Origin of the sequence: Bacillus sp. JFL15, assembly GCF_001184225.1 — a bacterium.
Lineage (GTDB): Bacteria > Bacillota > Bacilli > Bacillales > Bacillaceae > Bacillus > Bacillus siamensis.
This window is the reverse complement of record NZ_KQ236689.1, coordinates 745,020-765,571: the sequence shown is the minus strand read 5'-3', so window position 1 is coordinate 765,571 and position 20,552 is coordinate 745,020. Positions and strand designations below refer to the sequence as shown.

Here is a 20,552-nt window from a genome sequence, read left to right as displayed (position 1 = left end):
TTATGCCTGTTATGCGTAGGGACTGTTAATGGTAAACGTGACGCGATCCGTATTCATTAAAAACAGCGAACTGTAAATCGGCTGGTCTTTTGACATAAAAGCGGTTTTATCAATTTCAAAAAGCGCATCCCCGATATCACAAGCCAGATAGCGGCTTTCTTCCTGCTTGGCGTATACGACATTTAACAGCTTCGTATTATAGGTGGGTACCACCTGATAGTGCTGTCTCAAAATGTCATGCATTGAAACGCCGTTTTTGATATGCTTTCCGATATCGGGAAATAAACTGAGCGGATAGTGGGCGATTTCGAATGAGAGCGGCTGGTCGTCGTGAAACAAAATGCGTTTTAATTCAAGAACAGGACTTTCGGAAGCGATGCGAAGCTTTTCGGCGATGGATTTAGGCGCTCCAATGGTTTCATGGGAAAGAACCTGGTGTTTCGGTTTTTTTCCTGTTGATTCCATAAACTCAGAGTAGCCGTTGACCGCGATGAGCTCACGCTTAAGTTTAGGACTTTTAACGAACGTTCCCTTTCCCTGCTGCCGGACGAGCCAGCCTTCTTCCACAAGATCGAGAATGGCCTTTCTGACCGTTATGCGGCTGACATTGTACGTTTCGCAAAGCTCATTTTCAGTCGGCAGTTTCACAGCCGGCGAATAAACGCCCTTCTTGATATCGTCCGCAATAATTTGTTTCAGCTGAATATATAAAGGTTTTGAGCTCCCGTTATTTAACAATGGGACAGACCTCCTTTGTCGCGTCTTAGTATTATTATATGTATTATGACGTTATAATACAAATTTGCTTTTTATTATGAATCTGTCAGAAACCCCGAACATTTTTAACATAACAGAAAGATAGGGCGGTTTCCAGTATTGGAGGAGGTTTCTAATGGCATCATTAACATTTGACCATATCAAAAAAACATACGGCACTCAATCGACGGCGGTGAAGGATTTTCATTTGGATGTAAAAGATGAGGAACTACTGGTGCTGGTCGGTCCCTCGGGCTGCGGCAAATCTACGACACTCCGAATGATTGCCGGACTTGAGAGTATTTCTGAGGGGAAGCTTTATATCGATGGAGAAGCGGTGAATGATCTGCCCCCGAAGGAGCGCGATATCGCAATGGTTTTTCAGAATTACGCGCTGTACCCGCATATGACGGTGTTTGAGAATATGGCGTTCGGTTTGAAGCTCAGAAAGCTGCCGAAAAAAGAAATTGCAGAACGTGTCCAGGCTGCGGCTGATATTTTGGAAATTGGGCATCTGCTTAAGCGAAAACCGAAGGCACTCTCAGGCGGACAGCGGCAACGGGTTGCGCTTGGCCGGTCGATCGTGCGGGAGCCGAAGGTGTTTCTGATGGACGAGCCGCTTTCCAACTTGGACGCGAAGCTGCGTGTGACGATGCGCGCCGAAATCTGCAAGCTTCATCAGCGCCTAAAAGCGACCATTGTTTATGTGACGCATGATCAGACGGAAGCAATGACAATGGGCGACCGGATTGTCGTGATGAATGAAGGGGATATTCAGCAGGCCGCAAGCCCTCATGAGATTTATCATTATCCGGCCAATATGTTTGTAGCGGGTTTTATCGGTTCTCCGAGTATGAATTTTTTAAAAGGAGTCATTGAGGAATGTGACAGGCAGTGGTATTTTACCGGTTCATCCGTTCGTTTACCCATTCCGAAAGAAAAAGCGGCTGTTCTTGTACAAAAAGGATACAGCGGCAAAGAGATGACAGCGGGGCTGCGCCCGGAGCATTTGACGCTTGCCGGGCGGTCGGAGCACTTGGATGAGGCGGTGTGCGGCGCTGTAGCGGAAGTATGTGAAAACTTAGGCGCAGAGATGTATGTTCATGCGGCAAGCGGGAATGAACGTCTGACGATCCGACTTGACGGCGCTTCACAGGTGAAACCCGGTGATGCCATTCAGCTTGCGGTTAATATGGACAGGGCCGTCTTTTTTGATGGCGAAACTGAAAACGCCGTATATTAAAAAAGGGAGCCTGATGATCGGGGCTCCCTTTTCATGTCTGATGACGCTATTTCCAGATTTCGCCCGCCCATTCCGGGTGTTCAATAAACGGGTTGCGGTTATGCTGATAGTCATCGTAAATGATCTCGTTCCGCCGTTTTTCCTCACTGTCGACTGGATCCTGTTGATTCCATTTGAGCAAAATGGACTGTTTTCCCATGTGAGGTGGATGCTAGTGTCCCTATCAGAAGTTGCCTTGCCTTGTTTTCTGTTCCGTGCAGAGTAATTTAGCGAATGTTTATGTCAATAACGTCTCGATATAATCAGGTCAACTGGCAACTGGATTTAATAAGTCTGCTCTATCACTGAATCCTGCGGCTAGGAAGCCGGTTATTTGCTCGTATGCCGACCAATTTTAATTGCGATCTTGATTCAAACAGTCGGATAAACTTTCCGGAGCTGCGGTCGAAATATAGTAGACTGCTGAAGGAAATGCTGCTCTCAATGCAGCATACGGCACAAAGGGGCATCCTTTAAACATATCAGACAATTTTTCAGTTGCAATAATTGAATGTTTAGTGAATTTCCAGTATAAACTTTTTGTTGCAAATCCTCACAACCATTCGTTGTTTTGAGTTAATTATAAACTCTGTCATGAAATAGACTCTTGTTACTTGTGCTTATATAGAAAATTACCGAAAATGAGGCATTAAAAATATCAAAGTTTAATAACCGGAAAATTGACTTATAAAATTAGGGATTTTTTAGAAATTCAATAATGATATATATATATGCAACCAAAAAGAATTTAGTCTTTAAAAATCGGAAAATATAGGTTATAATGTATAATAGACTTGTTATTTACAAGTATGATTATTAATGGAGGGATTTAATGTGAGGAGTAAAACTAAGAATATTTTAGCAGTATTGTTAGCAGGTATTATGACTTTTGGCCTGATTATAGGATTCAGTCAATCAGCGCAAGCAGTAAGCAAAACAACGAGCTTTACTTACAATACTGGAGTTGTTTCTGCAAAATCATATATACATACATCGGATAACTACAAAAATGTTAACGCCACAATTGAATTAGGAAGATCAGGTACATGGGAGACAGCAGCCTATTGTAAATTGTACCTTCAGCGGTATACAAGCGGTTCATGGAAGACTATTGATACTGCTTCCGGTAACGCTTCATACGGCAAAAAACTGAATGTTACTTTTACAAATATCGCTAAAAAATCTGCTTCAACTCGTGTAAAAGTGAAACTTTATAATAACTGGAAACACTCGGAACTACTTCAAACTGTAAATTCAAGTAAATGGACACGCTAATATTTGTTTTCGACTGATTAGTAATAATAATTCTTCTAAATTAATTAATGTTTAGAGGCTGAAAATTTTCTGAATGTACTTAGGATGCAGGGGATCCCTGCATCCTTTTCTTTGAGTATAAAACCCTAACTTACAGAAAAAGCAGAGGAAGTGCTTAAAGCAGTCGGATTGTGGAATTGCCGCCACGCTTGGATGTATAAGCTGTCTAGCGGACAGCAGCAAAGGGTTGCCCTTGCCCGTGCTTTCATCAGAAAGCCATCCCTTCTGCTGCTGGATGAACTGCTCAGCGCATTGGATGCCCTCACCCGTCTCGACATGCAGCAATTGATAGAAAAGCTATGGAAACAAAATGGATTTACAGCTGTGCTCGTCACACACGATGTGCAGGAAGCGGTCCGCCTTTCTGACCGCGTCATCATGATCGAAGACGGAGAAATCAGTTTCGACATCCCGATCCGCGCCAAACGCCCCCGCTCCTTGTCCGACAGCACACTCATTCAGATTGAACATGAGATCTTGCATCGAATTCTTCAGCGGACATGACAAAGGGATGATGCAGCCTGACATTCAAGAGAAAGCTGACGGAATCACTTGTCAGCTTTTTTCTGCCTTTACAATATATGAATTCGCAAACTCATCTAAGCAAAATAAGTGCAGTCTGACAGCAGTTAAAGGTGTATTAATATCACGCTTTACTTTATTCAGGAGTTCCTTTTGCTGTTTGAGTTCCAGTTTGCGGTATGTTATTCTTTCAATTAACAAATTTATCGACTTGATCAGTTACCCAATCTGAGGTGCTCCTTTTCAGGAGCACCTTTTTCTTACGGCCAGATGTCGCCGGCCCATTCAGGGTGGTCGATAAATGGATTGCGGTTGTGCTGGTATTTCTCATAAATGATTTCATTTCTTTTTCGCTCACGGTCGTCAACGGGGTCCTGTTTATTCCAGTCGAGCAGGACAGATTGTTTGCCGATATAAGGAGCCGAGCCGTTGCCTGTCTTATTATTAAGCTCAAGGTCAGGATAGCCGTCATCACCTTCGTAACGGACAGCCATGTAAAACAGCATGCGGGCAATATCGCCTTTTACATCATCACGGGGTTCCCATGAATCGCCATCATAATAATTTCCGGGTGCTTTCTTATATTCAGTGCCGCCATTGTCAAAATCCATATTTCCTCTGGCGCTGTTAACTTGGACATCAGCCGGTCGCAAATGGTGAATATCAGTTCCGGGTCCCTTGCCCGTACCAAAATTGCCATGGGATTTCGCCCAGACGTGCTCGCGGTTCCAATCGCCGACATTGCCGCCGTTCAAGTTTTTGGACCGTGATTCATTCGTATAGAGCAGGATGACGTTATTCGGATTTGCCGGATCTTCATCGGTTTCTTTCAGTGCGTTCCACACTTCGCTGTAGGACAGCATCGTGTGTCCGCTGATGATGCGGTGCAGGGCGCTTTTTAGCGATTTCCCTGTTTTTCCGTCAGCCCCTTCATAATAGGTGTCAATGTCAGTATAAGGTGCAGCGGGAGCGGCTAATGTGAGAAGGCCCCCTGTCCCTGAGATGGAAGACGCCAATCGGTCATTCAGGCTTAATGCGGTTTGCGCGCTTGCTGAAGCTGCCGGCGCAAACCATCCGGAAATCAGTAATACACAGACGAACGGCAGAAACCATGCTTTTTTTGTCATCGCTTGCCCTCCTTTTATCAACTCATATCTATTATCTAAAATTGATATAAAGGATAGAAGTGTCATTTTGTATATTTTTCATTAAAATTGTAAATTGGTTCCTTTGGGGGATATCCTGAGACCCGGTTTTTGCTTCAGTTGGGAGGCAAGCTGCCTGCATTTCTGTTTTCATCCGTCCCGCGATCTCCGCAGCGCTTCTCCTGTAAGCTTGGCATGTTCATATGAAAGGTTTTTTGTCCTCCTTTTTTCCTCTCGCTGGTTCTTTCATTCATTGCGGCTGATTACTGTGTTTTCTTTGGGCTTTACATGAGATACTGTGACCAAAAAATAAACGTTTTTTTGGTTAATCTGTCAATGAACTGTCGTGTTCCTCCTTCTATAATGAAGTCACCATAACGGCCAGAGGGGGGAGTACATGGAGAAGCAGAAGCTTTCAGTCAAAAACAGCATCACAGATTATATTGAATGGCTCGCCCAATACGGCGCATCTGCGGACGGCGGTGTAACGAGGCTTTTGTACACAAAAGAGTGGATGGACGCACAGCTTGCAGTGAAGACGGAAATGTCTTCATTCGGGCTTGAAACAAGATTCGATGACGTCGGCAATGTTTTCGGCAGGCTTTCGGGCACCCAGTCTCCGGATGAAGTGATTGTAACCGGTTCGCACATTGATACTGTCATCAATGGGGGAAAGTATGACGGCGCTTATGGCGTTCTGGCGGCAATGCTCGCGATCAAGCAGCTCAAGGAAACATACGGAGCGCCGAAAAAAACGCTCGAAGCAGTCTCCTTATGTGAGGAGGAAGGCAGCCGTTTTCCAATGACCTATTGGGGGTCGGGGAATATGACGGGTGTTTTTTCAGAACAAGATGCAAAAGAGCCAAGAGACGAGTCGGGAGTCTCCCTCCAAACAGCGATGCATGAGAGCGGTTTTGGCAAAGGTGTGTTTCAGTCAGCATATAGGACAGATATCAGCGCATTTGTTGAGCTGCATATTGAACAGGGGCAGACGTTGGAAATGTCAGGCCGGGATCTCGGCATCGTGACAAGTATTGCGGGGCAGAGACGATATCTCGTCACGCTCGAAGGAGAATGCAATCACGCAGGAACCACCTCCATGAAATGGCGCAAGGACCCGCTCGCAGCCGGCAGCCGCATCATTCATGAACTGCTTCTGCGCGCAGAAGAGCAGCCGGACGAGCTCCGTCTGACATGCGGCAAAATAACGGCCGAACCCAATGTAGCCAATGTCATCCCGGGGCGCGTGCAGTTTTCAATCGATATACGCCATCAAAATCAGCAGGTGCTGAAGCAATTTCATGAAGACATGGCTGTTTTGATCAACCGAATTTGCCGTCAAAAAGGAATTCACACCGTGATTGATGAATATATGCGGATAGAACCTGTGCCGATGGATAAAAGGCTGAAGGATGCGGCTTTTGAAACGGCGGCAGAAAACGGCATCAGCTGTGAGGAAATGGTGAGCGGAGCAGGGCATGACGCGCAAATGATCGGACGGCGCCATCCGGCTTGTATGCTGTTTGTGCCTAGCCGAAGCGGCATCAGCCACTCACCGAAGGAATATACCTCAGCCAGACAGCTTGAGATCGGCGTCCGCGCACTGACTGATTTATTATACAAACTGGCTTACTGATAAGGAGGAATGGCTGTGTCAGGCAGAAAAGAATTATGCACGCCGTTAAGAACGATTATGACGCCGGGCCCTGTTGAGGTTGATCCGCGTGTATTAAGAGTGATGAGCACCCCTGTTGTCGGACAATTTGATCCGGCGTTTACGGATATCATGAATGAAACGATGGAAATGCTTCGGGAGCTGTTTCAAACAAAAAACCGCTGGGCATACCCGATTGACGGCACTTCTCGGGCGGGAATCGAAGCGGTGCTGGCGAGTATCATTGAACCTGAAGATGATGTGCTCATCCCCATTTACGGGCGCTTTGGTTATTTGCTGACTGAAATCGCCGAGCGGTACGGGGCGAATGTCCATACGCTTGAGTGCCGATGGGGAACGGTTTTTGACCCGGAGGACATCATACGGGAAATGACAAAAGTGAAGCCGAAAATCGTGGCGATGGTGCACGGCGAAACATCGACAGGGAGGATCCACCCGCTGAAAGCAATCGGCGAAGCCTGCCGCGCAAACAATGCATTGTTTATTGTTGATGCAGTCGCGACGATCGGCGGCTGCGAGGTAAAGGTGGATGAATGGAAGATTGACGCGGCCATCGGCGGCACGCAAAAATGCTTGTCTGTTCCGTCGGGGATGGCGCCGATTACATATAATGAGCGGGTGGCGGATGTGATTGCGGCTCGTAAAAAGGTGGAGCGTGGGATTGCGACACAAGCGGACAGGGCAGCACTTTCGGGAAACCGGCCGATCACAAGCAATTATTTTGATTTGAGCCAGCTTGAGGATTATTGGAGCGAAAGACGGCTTAATCATCATACAGAAGCGACGACGATGCTCTATGCCTTGCGAGAGGGTGTCAGGCTGGTGCTTGAAGAAGGTCTGGAAGCTCGCTTTGAACGTCATCGCTGCCATGAGAACGCATTAGCGGCAGGGATTCAGGCCATGGGGCTGAATCCGTTTGGAGATGACAGCTGCAAAATGCCTGTTGTCACCTGTGTAGAAATTCCGGACGGCATTGACGGCGAGTCTGTCCGCCGCATGCTGCTGGCACAATTCGGCATCGAAATTGCCAGCTCATTCGGTCCGCTGGCAGGAAAGATCTGGAGAATCGGCACGATGGGCTACAGCTGCAGAAAAGAAAATGTGCTGTTCGTGCTTGCCGGGCTGGAGGCTGTGCTGCTCAGGCATGGTGCAGCGATCGAAGCGGGAAAGGCACTCCAAGCGGCGCTTGACGTGTATGAAAACGCCGGCCATCAGGCGGCGGTATAAAGAAAAGCTTGCGGAATCTCCGCAAGCTTTTTTAGTCATATGATGTGCTATTTCTCCAATCCGTTTTTCTCCGTTTGACTCTTTTTACAAATCTTCTTTCTCCGTGTTGTATTTTCTGACGAAGCATGAGTCATTTTTTCTTCCATCATCTATTCTTTATACAAGTTACCTATAAAATCACGCTGAACTTGTTGATTCTCACAGCAATGTAAGAGAGGGGGATACAGCATTGGCAAATTTGCACATGATGGTAGATGCGCTCCTGGAAGATCAGGAAGAGGCTGTGCTGGCGACCATTGTTCAAGTAGAAGGCTCCGCATATCGAAAAGCAGGCGCCTCTATGCTCTTTAAGAAAAATGGGGAAAGGGTCGGCCTGCTGAGCGGCGGATGTGTGGAAGAAGATTTATTCCACAGAATCAGTGAGCTGGGTGATCAGCTGACGTCAGCGCTGATTTCTTATGATATGCGGGCGGAGGACGATCTTTCCTGGGGCATGGGAGCAGGGTGCAACGGCATGATTCATATTCATGCGGAAGCAATCACTCAGGAAAAAAGACGGCACTATAAAAGAGTGAGAGACTGCCTTCATGCTGGCAAAGCAGTAACAGCCATTACGCAGATTGACTCCTCCCGTTCTTTATTTCTGACGGAAAACGGGCATTTCGGGAATTGGCCGGGCGCGCCTCTGGAAGACATACAACGTACCGTTTCTGCGCTTCATTTACCGCATTTTGATCCATCTGCCAACCTGTTTATGCAGCGGATTGAACCGAAGCCGCGCCTCATTCTGTTCGGAGCGGGACCGGATATTGTGCCGCTTGCCAATTTGGCGGCTGATACAGGATTTTCTGTGATCGTGACAGATTGGCGTCCCGCTTATTGCACATCCTCTCTATTCCCAAAAGCGGATCGGCTGATCACCGCTTTTCCGGAACAAATGCTTAATGAATTTCAGTTTTTACCGCAGGATGCAGCCGTTGTGGCAACCCACCATTTTCAGCACGATCAAGCGATCATCGACTTTTTATTTTCTCAACACCTTCATTATATCGGTTTGTTGGGTTCGGCAAACCGCACGAAGCGGCTGCTGAACGGTAAACAGCCGCCGGCTCACTTTTACAGTCCGGTCGGGCTTTCAATCGGTGCGGAAGGCCCCGAGGAAATCGCCGTCAGCGTTGTTGCCGAAATCATTCAAACAAGAAAACGGCTGGCGGCTGTATGAGAAGCCCCTATCTGATCGGTGTGTTTCTCGCTGCCGGCAAAAGCGAAAGGATGGGCCGAAACAAGCTGGCTTTGCCGCTAAAAGGAGAAACCATCGGATCGCTTTCCTTGAAAACGGCTCTTCTGTCCGGCCTTGATCACGTGCTGATCGTCGAGCGGACAAAACATGCTTCCCTTGAGTGGATGGGAGCGCCCTATCACGCTCCGCCTTTTCGAAAACGCTGGAGTCTGCACGTTTGTCGAGACGCAGAAAAAGGTCAAGGGCATTCAGTCAGCAGCGGGGTGAGAAAAGCGGAAAGCATGGGAGCGGACGGCGTTGTCATTTTGTTAGCCGACCAGCCGCAGCTTTCCGTTGATCATCTCAATGCCCTTGTGGCAATGGCACCTGAGTCGTTTGCCGTGTCTTCATCTTTAGGCGCTCCTGCCCCGCCAATCTATTTCTCAGCAGCGTGTTTTCCTTATATAAAGAAGCTAAAGGGAGATGAAGGGGCCCGCAGACTTCTGAAAAACGGGCAGCTTGGAAGAGGAGCCGTTTTGGAGGCAAAGGAAAGCGCGGAGCTGAACGATATTGATACACCGGAGGAATATGAGATGGTGAGGAGGGCGATGGTATGAACGGGCAAGTGCCAAAAGCGAGGATGAATATTCAATTATGGAAACCGGCAGCGCTCGATGAAGCCTATTCGCTTCTAGAGCAGTTTGCCCCGGATGTGTGTGCCGCATCGGGCAGCACACTGCTTCAGCTTCAGTGGGATAAGGGAATTCTTCCGAAACAGCATCTTGTCAGTCTGGAAGGAATTGAAGAGATGAGGGGGATCAGCGTCAGTGACACCCACGTGTCGATCGGAGCGCTCACAACACTGAATGAATGCAGAAAGCATCCATTCATCAAGAGTGCGCTTGGCTGTTTCAGCGACGCTGCTTCCGCCGTCGCCGCACCGGGTGTCCGCAGCCGGGCCACAATTGGCGGAAACATCGCGAGTAAAATCGGCGATTTGCTTCCGCTCTTGCTCGTGCTTGATGCGGAGCTTGTCGTGTATCAAAACGAGCTGATCAGACTGCCGCTTGGCGATTGGCTCGCAGATGAAAACGATGGAGCTGCTATCGTCACGCGTGTCATCATCCCGCGTGCGGAGGGAGAGCGTGTGTTTTACCGCAAGCTTGGGAGGCGCCAGGCTTTTACAGGAGCGGCTGCTGTTGTGGCCGGACGTTTTTTGAAAGACGGCGGCATTCGTCTCGCTGCCGGCCATGCCGATATTACACCTGAAAGATTATTGGAAAGTGAAGCGAAGCGGATGGCGTCAGGGTGTGATCCGCACGAGCTGTACGAAACGCTTATCCATGAGCTGCCATTTTCCGCAGATGCTTTTATGTCAGCGGCATACAGAAAAAAAGCGGCTGCCAACGTCATTATGTCAGAGCTGATGGCTGAGGGAGGGGAATTAAATGACCATCAACAAACCGTCAAGAGTCAGGCCGGATGGAAGAGAAAAGGTCACAGGGGAACTGAAATATATGACCGATCTCAGCTTTCGCGGAATGCTGTATGGCAAGGTGTTAAGAAGCGCCTATCCTCATGCGGAGATTGTGTCGATTTGCACCATGAAAGCTGAAGAAATGGAAGGTGTGCGGGCTGTCGTCACTCATAAAGACGTTCCCGGATTAAACCGATTTGGCATAGTCATCCCTGATCAGCCGGTTTTATGCGAGGACAGAGTACGGTATGTCGGGGATGCGATTGCCGCCGTGGCTGCGGAAACGGAGGAAATCGCGGAGGCGGCGCTGGAGCTGATTCACGTTGAATATAAAGAACTGGAGGTCATTGATTCACCGGAAAAAGCGCTTCTTCCGGACGCGCTTAGACTGCACGAGGACGGCAACATTCTGCACCGTGCATGTTTTGCACACGGAGATGCGGAAGAAGGGTTTCGGGTGTGTGACACAGTCCTTGAAGAAACCTATGAGCTGCCCCGGCAGATGCATACGTATATGGAAACGGAAGGAGGCACAGCCGTTCCGGAGGATGATGGGGGCTTTACGATGTATGCAGGAACACAGCACGGCTATAAAGACCGTTTCCAGCTTGCTCGTATTTTTGACATTCCTGAAGAGAAGATCAGGGTGGTGTCGAGTCCGATGGGCGGCTCGTTCGGAGGAAAGGATGAGCTGAATATCCAGCCGTATGCCGCGCTTTTGGCCCTGAAAAGCGGACGCCCTGTCAAAATCCATCAGACGAGAAAGGAATCTGTACATTCTGGCATTAAGCGCCATCCGATGAAGGTGACAATAAAAACGGGAGCTGATCAAACAGGAAAGCTTTTGGCTCATGACGTGAAAATTGTGGCGGACACAGGTGCTTACGCCACACTTGGGCCCGCTGTTCTCGATTTTTCTGTCGAGCATGCCGCGGGGCCGTACCGTATTCCGAATATCCGGACGGAAGGGATATCTGTGTTTACGAACAACGGGGTGGCGGGAGAATTCCGGGGCTTTGGCGGCAATCAAATCACATTTGCCCTTGAAACCCATCTCGACCGCCTCAGTGATAGGCTCGGTATCGACCCGCTGGAGCTGAGAAGAAAAAATATCAGAAAGCCGTATGACTTAGGGCCGCTGGAGCATCGGATTGCACCGACTGACGGAGCGGCACAGGTGTTAAATGCCATTTCTGAATCTCCCATTCTCACAAGAAAAAGCCGGTGCTCCGGGTATATATGGAGCGGCACGGGAGCGGCAATAACGATGCACGGCGGCGGGCTGGGCTATGGCCGAATGGATGCGGCGGGAGGCCGTTTGTCCCTTTCAGGTGACGGCAAAATCACAGCTTCGTTCGGATTTGAAGAATGCGGACAGGGCATTCTGGCAGCGATTGAACATATCGTCACAGAGGAGCTTGGCTGTGCCGCAGAGGATATTACCATTGTCATTGGGGATACCGCAAAAGTGCCGAAGTCAGGCTCCTCCACGGCATCCCGCGGCACAAGCATGGTATGGCACGCAATTCAGCGTTTGAAGAAGCCGTTTCTATCCCGCTTGAAAAAACGGGCGGCAGAATGGAGCGGCTGTTCAGCGGAAAACCTTATTCCCGGCGCTAAAGGCTTGCGTGACAAACACACAGAGGCACTCATGGTGACGTATAAGGAGCTGGCTGAAAAAGGCCCTTTGGCAGAGGAAACGGCATTTGACTTTCCGACAACGCCTGATCCCGTGGACGGCGGCCATTTCCTTTACTCATTTGGAGCGGCGGCTGTTGAGGTGGAAGTGGATCTGTTAACGGGTGATGTCAAAGTGATAGATTGTGAGCACGCCATTGCGGCAGGGGCGGTTGTCAGTCCTCAGGGGTATCGGGGCCAAATTGAAGGCGGCGCCGCCATGGCGCTCGGCTATACGCTGATGGAGGAAGCGAAAATGACGGACGGCCGTTATGCCGCGGAAAATCTCGATCACTATTTGATCCCTGTCGTCAAAGATGTTCCTTGCATGAAGGTGATCGCAATAGAAGAACTGATGAAGGGAGACGCATATGGCCCGAGGGGAGTTGGCGAAATCGGAACGATCGCTATCACTCCCGCTATTGTAAAGGCTGTACATGATGCGGTCGGCTGCTGGATAAACAAGCTGCCGATTTCAAGAGAAGAGCTGCTTGAAGCGATAGACAGAAAGGGGCTGAAGCAATGGACGTAAAAGAAGCTGGATCACTTCCTGTAAAAAAGGGACAGTACCAAATGACCGTAAATGGGCAGGAGCGTGAGGTTTCAGCCATTCCCACGGCACGTCTGAGTGATCTGCTTAGAAAGGAATTTCGGCTGACCGGGACAAAGGTGTCCTGCGGAATCGGCCGCTGCGGAGCGTGCTCCATCCTGATCGACGGGAAGCTGGCCAATGCGTGCATGACGATGGCCTATCAAGCAGACGGCCATTCCATCACAACCATCGAGGGGCTTCAAAAAGAAGAGCTGGACATGTGCCAAACCGCTTTCCTGGAAGAAGGCGGCTTCCAATGCGGCTACTGTACGCCGGGAATGATCATTGCGCTTAACGCATTGTTCGAAGAAAACCCGCATCCCACAGATGAAGACATAGAAGAAGGGCTGGCAGGGAATTTGTGCCGGTGTACCGGGTATGGCGGGATTATGCGATCGGCTTGGAGGATTAGAAGAGAGCTGAACAGAGGGAAAAGGGAGTTCGGCTGTTAAAAGCGGACTTTTAGTATCTAAAAAACTTCGGGATATTTTCCCCGCAGGCCATTTTCTGAAAATCAATAATTGTATAAGACTAATCAATACTTTAGAATAATTGATTATATTCTGAAAAAAATTCAGGAGTGGTGATATGAAAACGATCGGCCTTATTGGCGGAATGAGCTGGGAATCTTCGGCTGAATATTATCGAATAATCAATGAGGAGATAAAAAAGAAACTAGGAGGGCTGCATTCTGCAAAATGCGTTTTGTACAGTGTTGATTTTAAAGAGATTGAACACTATCAGTCTGAAGGGGCTTGGGATAAGGCGGGTGCAGCTTTGGGGGAGGCTGCGAGATCATTAGAAAAAGCCGGTGCAGATTTTATCGTCATATGTACAAATACCATGCATAAAGTGATTGGCTATATCCAGAAAATGATCACCATCCCTATTTTACATATTGCAGATGCAACTGCCGATCAAATCACAAGACAAGGTATTCGTTCAGTAGGTTTACTTGGAACGAAGTATACGATGGAACAAGATTTTTATAAATCACGTATTGAGTCTCACAATATCAATGTCATTGTGCCTGCTGATGAGGAAAGAGAAGTAATCAATCATATTATTTATCAGGAGCTGTGTTTAGGCGAAATCAAACAGTCGTCTAAAACCATGTATAAGAAGATTATCAATCATTTGGTGGATCGAGGTGCGGAAGGGATTATTCTCGGATGTACTGAAATTGGATTATTAGTAAAAGCCGAGGATTCTGAAGTGCCATTATTTGATACGGCTTTCATTCATGCACAAACAGCAGTGAATACATCTCTTTCCTTGTAGCTGTGAATGTGCCAAGTGAAAAGAGTGTAAGACATACATGGAGAAGCCCGCCTCACTGGCGGGCTTCCTTTTAATTAACTTCCCCTATACACCTGATAACCAAACGGCGACAGCAAAAGCGGGATATGATAATGCGCATCTGAATCTGCAATGTGAAACCGGACGGTGACGATGGTTAAAAACGGCTGAGCGGCTGTGTTCACGTTTCTACTCGCGAAATAGTCCCCTGCATGAAACTCCATCACATACTCTCCGGACACCAGCTCTTCACCTGCGAGAAGCGGCGCATCGACTCGGCCGTCAGCGTTGGTGTATGCCTCTTTCCTAAAGCCTCCGCCGCCCAGCCGCTTCAATTCAATTTTTACGTTCGCCGCGGGTTTGCCGCAGGTTAAATCTAAGATATGGGTCGTCAGCTTTCCCATCAGGCCTTCAGGCTCCCTAAGGCTTCATCGGCTTTCTGTTTTTCTTTCTCGGCGTCTTCTCTTGTCACGGTAAAGCGCTGGAAACCGAATGGCGGGCGCGGTTCAGTGTAGACTTTTCCTTTGGACCCCGGAATTTCTTCCACGACTGTGTCCCATGTGTGATTTTGAGATTGGAAGCTGACTTCAGTGAGCTGCGGGAATCTCGTTAAAATTCTGCAGCCGATATGATAGATTAAATTTTGGATTGAAGGAGTTTCAAGTTCGTGAAATACGGCGCTCGCCAAGTCGCGGACTTGTTCAGCGGCGACGTAGCGGGCGGGAACAGAAGCGTATGCATCATTTGTGTTTTCATAATGCCAGCCGATGTTTAGATGGACAAACAGCGGGCGGTTGCCGTCTTCGGGGAGAGTCGTATATTCGTCGCGAATAAAGCCGACGAAGGAGTTGCCGCTCACCTTGACGAGCTGAAGATCCATCATTTCGCTGTACTGCTCTGTAATCGTTATCGTCTCTCCTGTTCGTTCCGCTTTCAGCACAGACCGGGCCCGTTCATTGCGCGATCTTCTGAAAACGAGCCGGCTTGTGCGGAGCTCTTGCGCCTCGTATGCGGGCATTGCTTCAAATGGAATCTCTTCGCCTGTCAGAGTAATCGTGTCCATATGAGAATACGTATTTAAAAATCGGTGAGCCACATCGTGTAAGAACCCCTCAATTGTTGTCCCTTCATAGGAAGCGAAATGGCGCTGAATAAAGTTTTTCATTGAGTCTGTAGCCACAACGAGAGTGTTATCCCCGTCTATAAATGACGGCAGGAAGGCATCACCGCCAATTTCACATGTCACATCAACGCCGACAACGGTATTGTCTCTCCCTGAAAAAGATGACTCTGGGATTTGTTTGATTCCTGTGAGCGGCTTTAAAAACGTTCGGTAGGCAAATACATTTCCTTTGCCGTAAGACATGGTTCTTTTCATTTGCGTCTCTCCTTTTTCAGTGATGATGTCAGCCAGCCGAAAGCGGGCGATTCGGTAAATTTCGATAAGGGCTTGCTGGAACTCGGTTTCCTGTTCGTTCTCGAACCTTTTCACTAGGGCCCGGTGAATGTCCTGTTTCGTTTTTCCCTTTACCGCTAAAATAAAAGGAAAGCCGAAGCGTTCATAATAGTGTTCATTCAGCTTGAGAAACTCCTCGTATTCCTCTTGTTCAAGTTTGCTGAGCCCTGCGTTTCGCTGTTCGCTTACTGAGGCATCACTCATTATGTTCTTTGTTCCGAGCCTGGGATGCTTGTTGATTAAATCAAGCTGCGTCTGGCGGTCCGCGGCTTTTACAATGCCGGCCATTTTGCGGTGAAGGTCAGAAAGGGAAGAAAACGGGCGTAATTCCGCAGCTTCCTCCGCAATCCATGAAGAGTGTTCGAAAATAGATCCCAGCGTGTCTGTCAGTGTGTGTCTTTCCATTTGATTCAGGTCATCGATAGTGAACATTGGCATCTTCCTTTACGTTTTTATTTCAGCGTGATCCGGCTGTTTGGTATGAAAAAAAGCGTGCAATGCAATGGCCGTCAAACTGCCGATCACAATTCCGCTTCCTGCCAAGACTGAAGCCGCTCCCGGAAGTGATGAAAACAACGCGGGAACTGTCGTTGCGCCAAGCCCTAAGCTGACGGAAGCGGCAATAATCAGCAGATTGCCTTGGGAGTCGAGATCAACGCTGGAAAGCATTTTGATCCCGTAAGAAATGACCATGCCGAACATGACGATCATCGCGCCGCCGAGAACGGGGGTTGGAATCACTGTTGTCAGTGCAGCTGCTTTTGGAACCAGTCCGATTGCCATCAGCATCATTCCCGCGACGGCGATGACGTTGACACTTTTCATTTTTGACAGCTGGACAATACCGACATTTTGCGAGAAAGCGGTATAGGGAAACGCGTTAAATAAGCCGCCAAGCATAATTGCAAAGCCCTCCGCCCGGTAGCCTTTTTCCAGATCCTTCTCGGACAGCCTGCGGTTTGTGATATCGGCAAGCGCAAAGTATACACCTGTCGATTCGACCAGACTGACAATCGCAACGAGCAGCATCGTCACAACAGCCGGCAGCTCGAAGGTAGGCGGTCCGAAATAAAACAGAGACGGAATATGAAGCCAGGACGCCTCCATGACATTAGAAAAATCGGCCTTTCCCATGAAGAATGCGGCCGCTGTACCTGCGATAAGGCCGAGCAAAACCGAAATGGAGCGGATAAAGCCTGTAAAGAAATAAAACAGCAATAAGATAAAAGCCGTGACGCCAAACCCGAGGAGCACATTGTCCAGTGAGCCGAAGTCTTTGCTTCCTTCACCTCCGGCCAGATTATTCATTGCCGTTGGGATCAGGCTGAGACCGATGATCATGACGACTGAGCCGGTTACGACAGGCGGAAAAAAACGGACAAGCTTTCCGAAGAAGCCCGCGGCAATGACGACAATCAGCCCTGCGGCGATAATGGCGCCGTATATGGCTGAGACACCGTATGTGCTGCCGATGGAAATCATCGGGCCGACCGCGGTAAACGTACATCCGAGCACAACGGGGAGGCCGATGCCGAAAAGCCGGTTTTTCCACAGCTGCAAAAGAGTCGCCGCCCCGCACATGAACAAATCGATCGCGATTAAATATGTCAGCTGCCCCGCATTCAGCCCGATCGCCGCTCCGACAATGAGCGGAACGAGAATGGCTCCCGCATACATGGCAAGCATATGCTGAAGTCCGAGTATCGCCAGCTGAAAGGCATTTTGATGTTTCTTCATCTTTTTCACACCTCTTTTTCTAATGCGAGTGTATGATCTAATGCCGGAAGTTCAGTTTTCTGTGTTGTTTTTTCTTTTTTGCCGCGCAGGCTGAAAAATAAATTCAAAAAGATGGCGGTCAGGCTGCCGGTGATGGTGCCGTCACTGACCAGAATTCTGATAGGAGCGGGGAATTCAGCAAAAATCCCGGGGACCGTGCTGGCGCCGATGCCGAGTGCGATTGAGCATGCGATGGTCAAGAGGTGGTATTGGTTTTTGAGATCCGCTGTGCTGAGCATTTTAACGCCTGAGGCAATCACCATGCCGAACATGACAACGGTTGCGCCGCCAAGTACAGCAGCAGGAACGGCGGAAGCAAGGGCTGCAATCTTCGGTATCAGCCCGAGACAGACAAGGATACAGCCTGCGGTAACGACGATGTTTCTTGTTTTGACTTTCGTCAGCTGCAATAAGCCGGCGTTTTGCGCGAAGGTGTTATAAGGAAAGGCGTTGAACAATCCGCCAAGGAGAATGGCGATTCCCTCCGCCCGGTAGCCTTTGACAAGATCTTTTTCGGTTAAAGATCTGCCGCATATCTTGCCGATTGCGTAGAAAACGCCGGTTGATTCGACGATAATGACCATTCCGACGATCAGCATCGTTAAGATTGGTCCGATTTCAAATGAAGGGGCTCCGAAATAAAACGGTTTCGGGATTTGGAAGAACGGGGCTTCAGCAGCAGCAGAAAAGCTGACTTTGCCCATGAGTGCTGCTGCCGTTGTTCCGGCGGCGATTCCGATCAGAACAGACAGCGTTCGGGCAAACCCTTTGAGAAAGCGGTTGAGGACTAAGATCAGAACAAGAACGCCGACAGAGAGAAGAAGATTTTCGAGCGAACCGTATTCGGGGTTGGCGCTGCCGTTTATTTTTTCGCCGCCAGCCATATTTTTCACACCTGCCGGAACAAGTGATAGGCCGATTAAGGTTACGACGGTTCCTGTTACGACAGGAGGGAATAACACGGTCAGCTTGCCGAAAAAACGCGCAAACAAAAAGATGAACACACCGGCTGTAATGATGGAACCGTAAACCGCGTGAATGCCGTAATTGGCGCCGATTGCGATCATCGGGGTGACGGCCACAAAGGAACTGCCCAGCATGACGGGAAGCCCGATCCCGATGTGTGCGCCGCGCAAGGTTTGCAAAAGCGTCGCGACGCCGCACGTTAACAGGTCAATCGCTAACAGGTAAGACAGCTGTTCAGAGGTTACATTCAGCGCCCTGCCGACAAGCAGGGGCACTAAAATCGCACCTGCATACATGGCCAGCACATGCTGAAGGCCAAGAGAAAACACCGCAAACGATCTTTGTTTCAACATAGTCCCTCCTTGTATGTAAACTTTAGTAACATGATAGCGTGCTGATTTTTGGGTGTCATTGGGTACAGTAGCTGAAAAAGACAGGCATTATTGCTGGAAGTGACGAAAAACGGTTTAGTTTGTAAGATTATGTGACGGATGCTAGCTGATCAGCCGCTGCATCCGTAAGGCCAGCCGCAAACGCATCGTCGTTTCAGGATCTTTTAAGCTTTTGCCCAGCAGATCCTCACATTTTTCAAGGCGGTAGATGACCGTATTGCGATGAACGTACAGACGCTTTGCCGTCTCGGAGATTTGGCAGTGTGTTTCTAAATAGACGGACAGCGTATGAAGCAGGCTTTGATCCTCCTGCTGTTTTTCAGCGAGGCTTTGAAGCGTGGAGCTGTAAAACTTCTTCAAATCCTCAACCGGAAGCAGGCGGAGAAGCTCGGGCACATCTTTCGCGTGATACACCTGGATAAACTCCGTACTTCTTGACAAATGCCCAGAGTGCAGAGCATCAGAAGCCTCTGTGAAAGCGTCGGGGACGTCAATGAGCTTTTGGCATATATTGCTGATGCCAAAGGACACCGTCCGCTTAAATTGAGCTCTGACCTGTGTTTGGAACTGCTCTAAAAAGCTGATCACCGAGGCGTGCATTTCATTCCAGCTGTCTGTCGCTTCTATCAGAATAATGCCGACATTTCCTTTTATAAAAAGGTGGGGCGGAAACGGGAAGGCTGATAATTCACCTTCAAGAAAGTCGAAGACACCGTCGGAGGCGAGCTGATTTTCTGTGAAGCTGATCGAATCGTTATTCCGGTCGAGTTTGCCGGCGATGCACATGTATTTTTGATCCCAGCGCAGCTTGAATTCCTTCGCCCGGTTTTTGATTTCATCGTCTGAAGAAAATGTGCGCTCAATAAAATTGCTGAAAAACTCATTGCGCGCACGCCGGCTGAATTGCTTCAGCGCATTTTCCTTCAGCAGTTCAAAGGATATTACGTTGGCCGCTTGCTCAATGGTGAGAATCAATCCTTTGTCGCCGGCATGCACCATGTCCGGTATCAGCAGGAAGCCGCAGTTTTTTTCATGATTATAAATAGGAAGGACGGAATATGTTTTCTGATCGGAGATTGCGGAAAAACAAGTGAAAAACGGCCCGGATACGGTGTTCAGGACTCTTTTTAGCTTTTCGGTCTCAATTGAGATCTGATGGGACGCAGACAGCATTTTGGCATGCTGGTCCAGAAGCAGCACGGGTATCTGAAGCAGGTCTGAGACCTTTTTGAGGAGAGATTGCAGCCCTTTTCCGCTCATAATGTGGTTTGTGAATTTTTTGTGCGCGTAAATGGCTTGCTGAAGCTCGCTGGAACGCATATCGAGAATACGGCTGAGTGTTGCATTTACAATATCGCCGAGACGGATGTGTTCCGGAAGCTCAATGATCGGAAACGCGTATGAATCGGCCAGTTCGATGATTTCTTTCGGGATATCCTCCAAGTAGCGCTTTGTTTTAATGCCGAGACCCGCGCAGCCGCGTTTTGCCATTTGCCGAATCAATTCAGATAACTGGTCCGGGTGATCCTTCAGGTGATACGCGGTGGTGACGAGCAATTCATTCTTGTGCAGGAAGTCTGCGATATCCGGTGCGTCCATCATATTGACATGCTGAACCTCTCTTTCCCCTCCTGCTTTTCCAGCGATTAAATGGGCGTTTTCAAAAGCCGGTATTCTCATCACATCAAAAATATTCATAGCGTATTCTCCTTTTCTATAAAAAGATTGGTTAAGATGAATAATTTTCAATAGGAATTCTAGCGGTTTTGCTGATGTA

The 20,552-nt window shown here is 48.6% G+C and carries 16 protein-coding genes and 4 pseudogenes; 11 read left to right on the top strand and 9 right to left on the bottom strand.

What is annotated here, in order from left to right:
- Positions 1–9 precede the first annotated feature (9 nt).
- On the bottom strand, positions 10–738 hold the full coding sequence (locus AD710_RS03815) for a transcriptional regulator FrlR (protein ID WP_049627312.1): 729 nt from the start codon (positions 736–738) through the stop codon (positions 10–12).
- Positions 739–892: 154 nt separating this feature from the next.
- Between AD710_RS03815 and AD710_RS03810 the strand changes: the two genes are divergently transcribed.
- Positions 893–1,999 (top strand): ABC transporter ATP-binding protein, encoded by a 1,107-nt coding sequence (locus tag AD710_RS03810; protein WP_049627311.1) that lies wholly within the window; start codon positions 893–895, stop codon positions 1,997–1,999.
- 46 nt (positions 2,000–2,045) lie between these two features.
- Here AD710_RS03810 and AD710_RS18915 read toward each other — a convergent pair.
- A pseudogene (locus AD710_RS18915) lies at positions 2,046–2,204 on the bottom strand (endonuclease); the annotation flags it as partial.
- A 668-nt stretch (positions 2,205–2,872) separates the two neighbouring features.
- Here AD710_RS18915 and AD710_RS03805 point away from each other — a divergent pair.
- Positions 2,873–3,313 (top strand): hypothetical protein, encoded by a 441-nt coding sequence (locus AD710_RS03805; protein WP_082197857.1) that lies wholly within the window; start codon positions 2,873–2,875, stop codon positions 3,311–3,313.
- Between the two features lie 147 nt (positions 3,314–3,460).
- Positions 3,461–3,856: pseudogene (locus AD710_RS03800) on the top strand (ATP-binding cassette domain-containing protein); the annotation flags it as partial.
- A 93-nt stretch (positions 3,857–3,949) separates the two neighbouring features.
- Here the strand turns inward: AD710_RS03800 and AD710_RS19760 are convergent.
- Both AD710_RS19760 and AD710_RS03795 read right to left on the bottom strand, forming a co-directional pair.
- A pseudogene (locus tag AD710_RS19760) lies at positions 3,950–4,093 on the bottom strand (two-component sensor histidine kinase); the annotation flags it as partial.
- A gap of 41 nt (positions 4,094–4,134) precedes the next feature.
- Positions 4,135–5,001, bottom strand: coding sequence for an endonuclease I family protein (locus AD710_RS03795; RefSeq protein WP_049627310.1), 867 nt, complete (start codon positions 4,999–5,001; stop codon positions 4,135–4,137).
- A gap of 415 nt (positions 5,002–5,416) precedes the next feature.
- Between AD710_RS03795 and allC the strand changes: the two genes are divergently transcribed.
- The 8 genes and pseudogenes from allC (at position 5,417) to AD710_RS03755 (ending at position 14,167) form a co-directional block, all read left to right on the top strand.
- Positions 5,417–6,655, top strand: coding sequence for an allantoate deiminase (gene allC / locus AD710_RS03790; protein ID WP_049627309.1), 1,239 nt, complete (start codon positions 5,417–5,419; stop codon positions 6,653–6,655).
- A gap of 15 nt (positions 6,656–6,670) precedes the next feature.
- The gene (gene pucG / locus AD710_RS03785; protein ID WP_156187152.1) at positions 6,671–7,921 is read left to right on the top strand and encodes a (S)-ureidoglycine--glyoxylate transaminase; all 1,251 of its coding nucleotides are present in this window, start codon (positions 6,671–6,673) and stop codon (positions 7,919–7,921) included.
- 229 nt (positions 7,922–8,150) lie between these two features.
- Complete coding sequence (locus AD710_RS03780) at positions 8,151–9,143, top strand: XdhC family protein (protein ID WP_049627307.1); 993 nt, start codon at positions 8,151–8,153, stop codon at positions 9,141–9,143.
- Positions 9,140–9,757 carry a xanthine dehydrogenase accessory protein PucB gene (gene pucB / locus AD710_RS03775; RefSeq protein WP_049627306.1) on the top strand — a complete coding sequence of 206 codons (618 nt, stop codon included), beginning with the start codon at positions 9,140–9,142 and terminating at the stop codon, positions 9,755–9,757. Before AD710_RS03780 ends, pucB begins: the two co-directional genes overlap by 4 nt.
- Positions 9,754–10,584, top strand: a pseudogene (gene pucC / locus AD710_RS03770) (xanthine dehydrogenase subunit C); the annotation flags it as partial. The gene pucB and the pseudogene pucC, both read left to right, overlap by 4 nt.
- A gap of 4 nt (positions 10,585–10,588) precedes the next feature.
- Complete coding sequence (gene pucD, locus AD710_RS03765; protein ID WP_049627305.1) at positions 10,589–12,826, top strand: xanthine dehydrogenase subunit D; 2,238 nt, start codon at positions 10,589–10,591, stop codon at positions 12,824–12,826.
- Entirely contained in the window at positions 12,817–13,338 is a 522-nt protein-coding gene (pucE, locus tag AD710_RS03760) for a xanthine dehydrogenase subunit E (RefSeq protein ID WP_049627304.1), read from the top strand. The genes pucD and pucE overlap by 10 nt, the downstream gene beginning before the upstream one ends.
- Before the next feature lie 136 nt (positions 13,339–13,474).
- A complete protein-coding gene (locus AD710_RS03755) occupies positions 13,475–14,167 on the top strand; it encodes an aspartate/glutamate racemase family protein (RefSeq protein ID WP_016938049.1) in 693 nt (230 codons plus the stop codon).
- Positions 14,168–14,241: 74 nt separating this feature from the next.
- Here the strand turns inward: AD710_RS03755 and uraH are convergent, their stop codons facing one another.
- From uraH to pucR, 5 genes are all read right to left on the bottom strand, one after another.
- Positions 14,242–14,589: a hydroxyisourate hydrolase gene (gene uraH / locus AD710_RS03750; protein ID WP_047477698.1), complete on the bottom strand. Its 348-nt coding sequence runs from the start codon at positions 14,587–14,589 to the stop codon at positions 14,242–14,244.
- Positions 14,589–16,073 carry a factor-independent urate hydroxylase gene (gene pucL, locus AD710_RS03745; RefSeq protein WP_049627303.1) on the bottom strand — a complete coding sequence of 495 codons (1,485 nt, stop codon included), beginning with the start codon at positions 16,071–16,073 and terminating at the stop codon, positions 14,589–14,591. The genes uraH and pucL overlap by 1 nt, the downstream gene beginning before the upstream one ends.
- Positions 16,074–16,085: 12 nt before the next feature.
- On the bottom strand, positions 16,086–17,378 hold the full coding sequence (locus AD710_RS03740) for a nucleobase:cation symporter-2 family protein (protein ID WP_049627302.1): 1,293 nt from the start codon (positions 17,376–17,378) through the stop codon (positions 16,086–16,088).
- A gap of 5 nt (positions 17,379–17,383) precedes the next feature.
- Complete coding sequence (locus tag AD710_RS03735) at positions 17,384–18,733, bottom strand: nucleobase:cation symporter-2 family protein (RefSeq protein ID WP_049627301.1); 1,350 nt, start codon at positions 18,731–18,733, stop codon at positions 17,384–17,386.
- 144 nt (positions 18,734–18,877) lie between these two features.
- On the bottom strand, positions 18,878–20,473 hold the full coding sequence (pucR, locus tag AD710_RS03730) for a purine catabolism transcriptional regulator PucR (RefSeq protein ID WP_047477704.1): 1,596 nt from the start codon (positions 20,471–20,473) through the stop codon (positions 18,878–18,880).
- Positions 20,474–20,552 lie beyond the last annotated feature (79 nt).

What these genes read in the sequence shown, in the direction of transcription:
- pucE (WP_049627304.1), top strand. Translation starts at nt 12,817, where the DNA reads ATGGACGTAAAAGAAGCTGGATCACTTCCTGTAAAAAAGGGACAGTAC.
- uraH (WP_047477698.1), bottom strand. Translation starts at nt 14,589, where the DNA reads ATGGGAAAGCTGACGACCCATATCTTAGATTTAACCTGCGGCAAACCC.
- pucD (WP_049627305.1), top strand. Translation starts at nt 10,589, where the DNA reads ATGACCATCAACAAACCGTCAAGAGTCAGGCCGGATGGAAGAGAAAAG.
- pucB (WP_049627306.1), top strand. Translation starts at nt 9,140, where the DNA reads ATGAGAAGCCCCTATCTGATCGGTGTGTTTCTCGCTGCCGGCAAAAGC.
- pucL (WP_049627303.1), bottom strand. Translation starts at nt 16,073, where the DNA reads ATGTTCACTATCGATGACCTGAATCAAATGGAAAGACACACACTGACA.
- AD710_RS03795 (WP_049627310.1), bottom strand. Translation starts at nt 5,001, where the DNA reads ATGACAAAAAAAGCATGGTTTCTGCCGTTCGTCTGTGTATTACTGATT.
- AD710_RS03755 (WP_016938049.1), top strand. Translation starts at nt 13,475, where the DNA reads ATGAAAACGATCGGCCTTATTGGCGGAATGAGCTGGGAATCTTCGGCT.
- allC (WP_049627309.1), top strand. Translation starts at nt 5,417, where the DNA reads ATGGAGAAGCAGAAGCTTTCAGTCAAAAACAGCATCACAGATTATATT.
- pucR (WP_047477704.1), bottom strand. Translation starts at nt 20,473, where the DNA reads ATGAATATTTTTGATGTGATGAGAATACCGGCTTTTGAAAACGCCCAT.
- AD710_RS03740 (WP_049627302.1), bottom strand. Translation starts at nt 17,378, where the DNA reads ATGAAGAAACATCAAAATGCCTTTCAGCTGGCGATACTCGGACTTCAG.
- AD710_RS03810 (WP_049627311.1), top strand. Translation starts at nt 893, where the DNA reads ATGGCATCATTAACATTTGACCATATCAAAAAAACATACGGCACTCAA.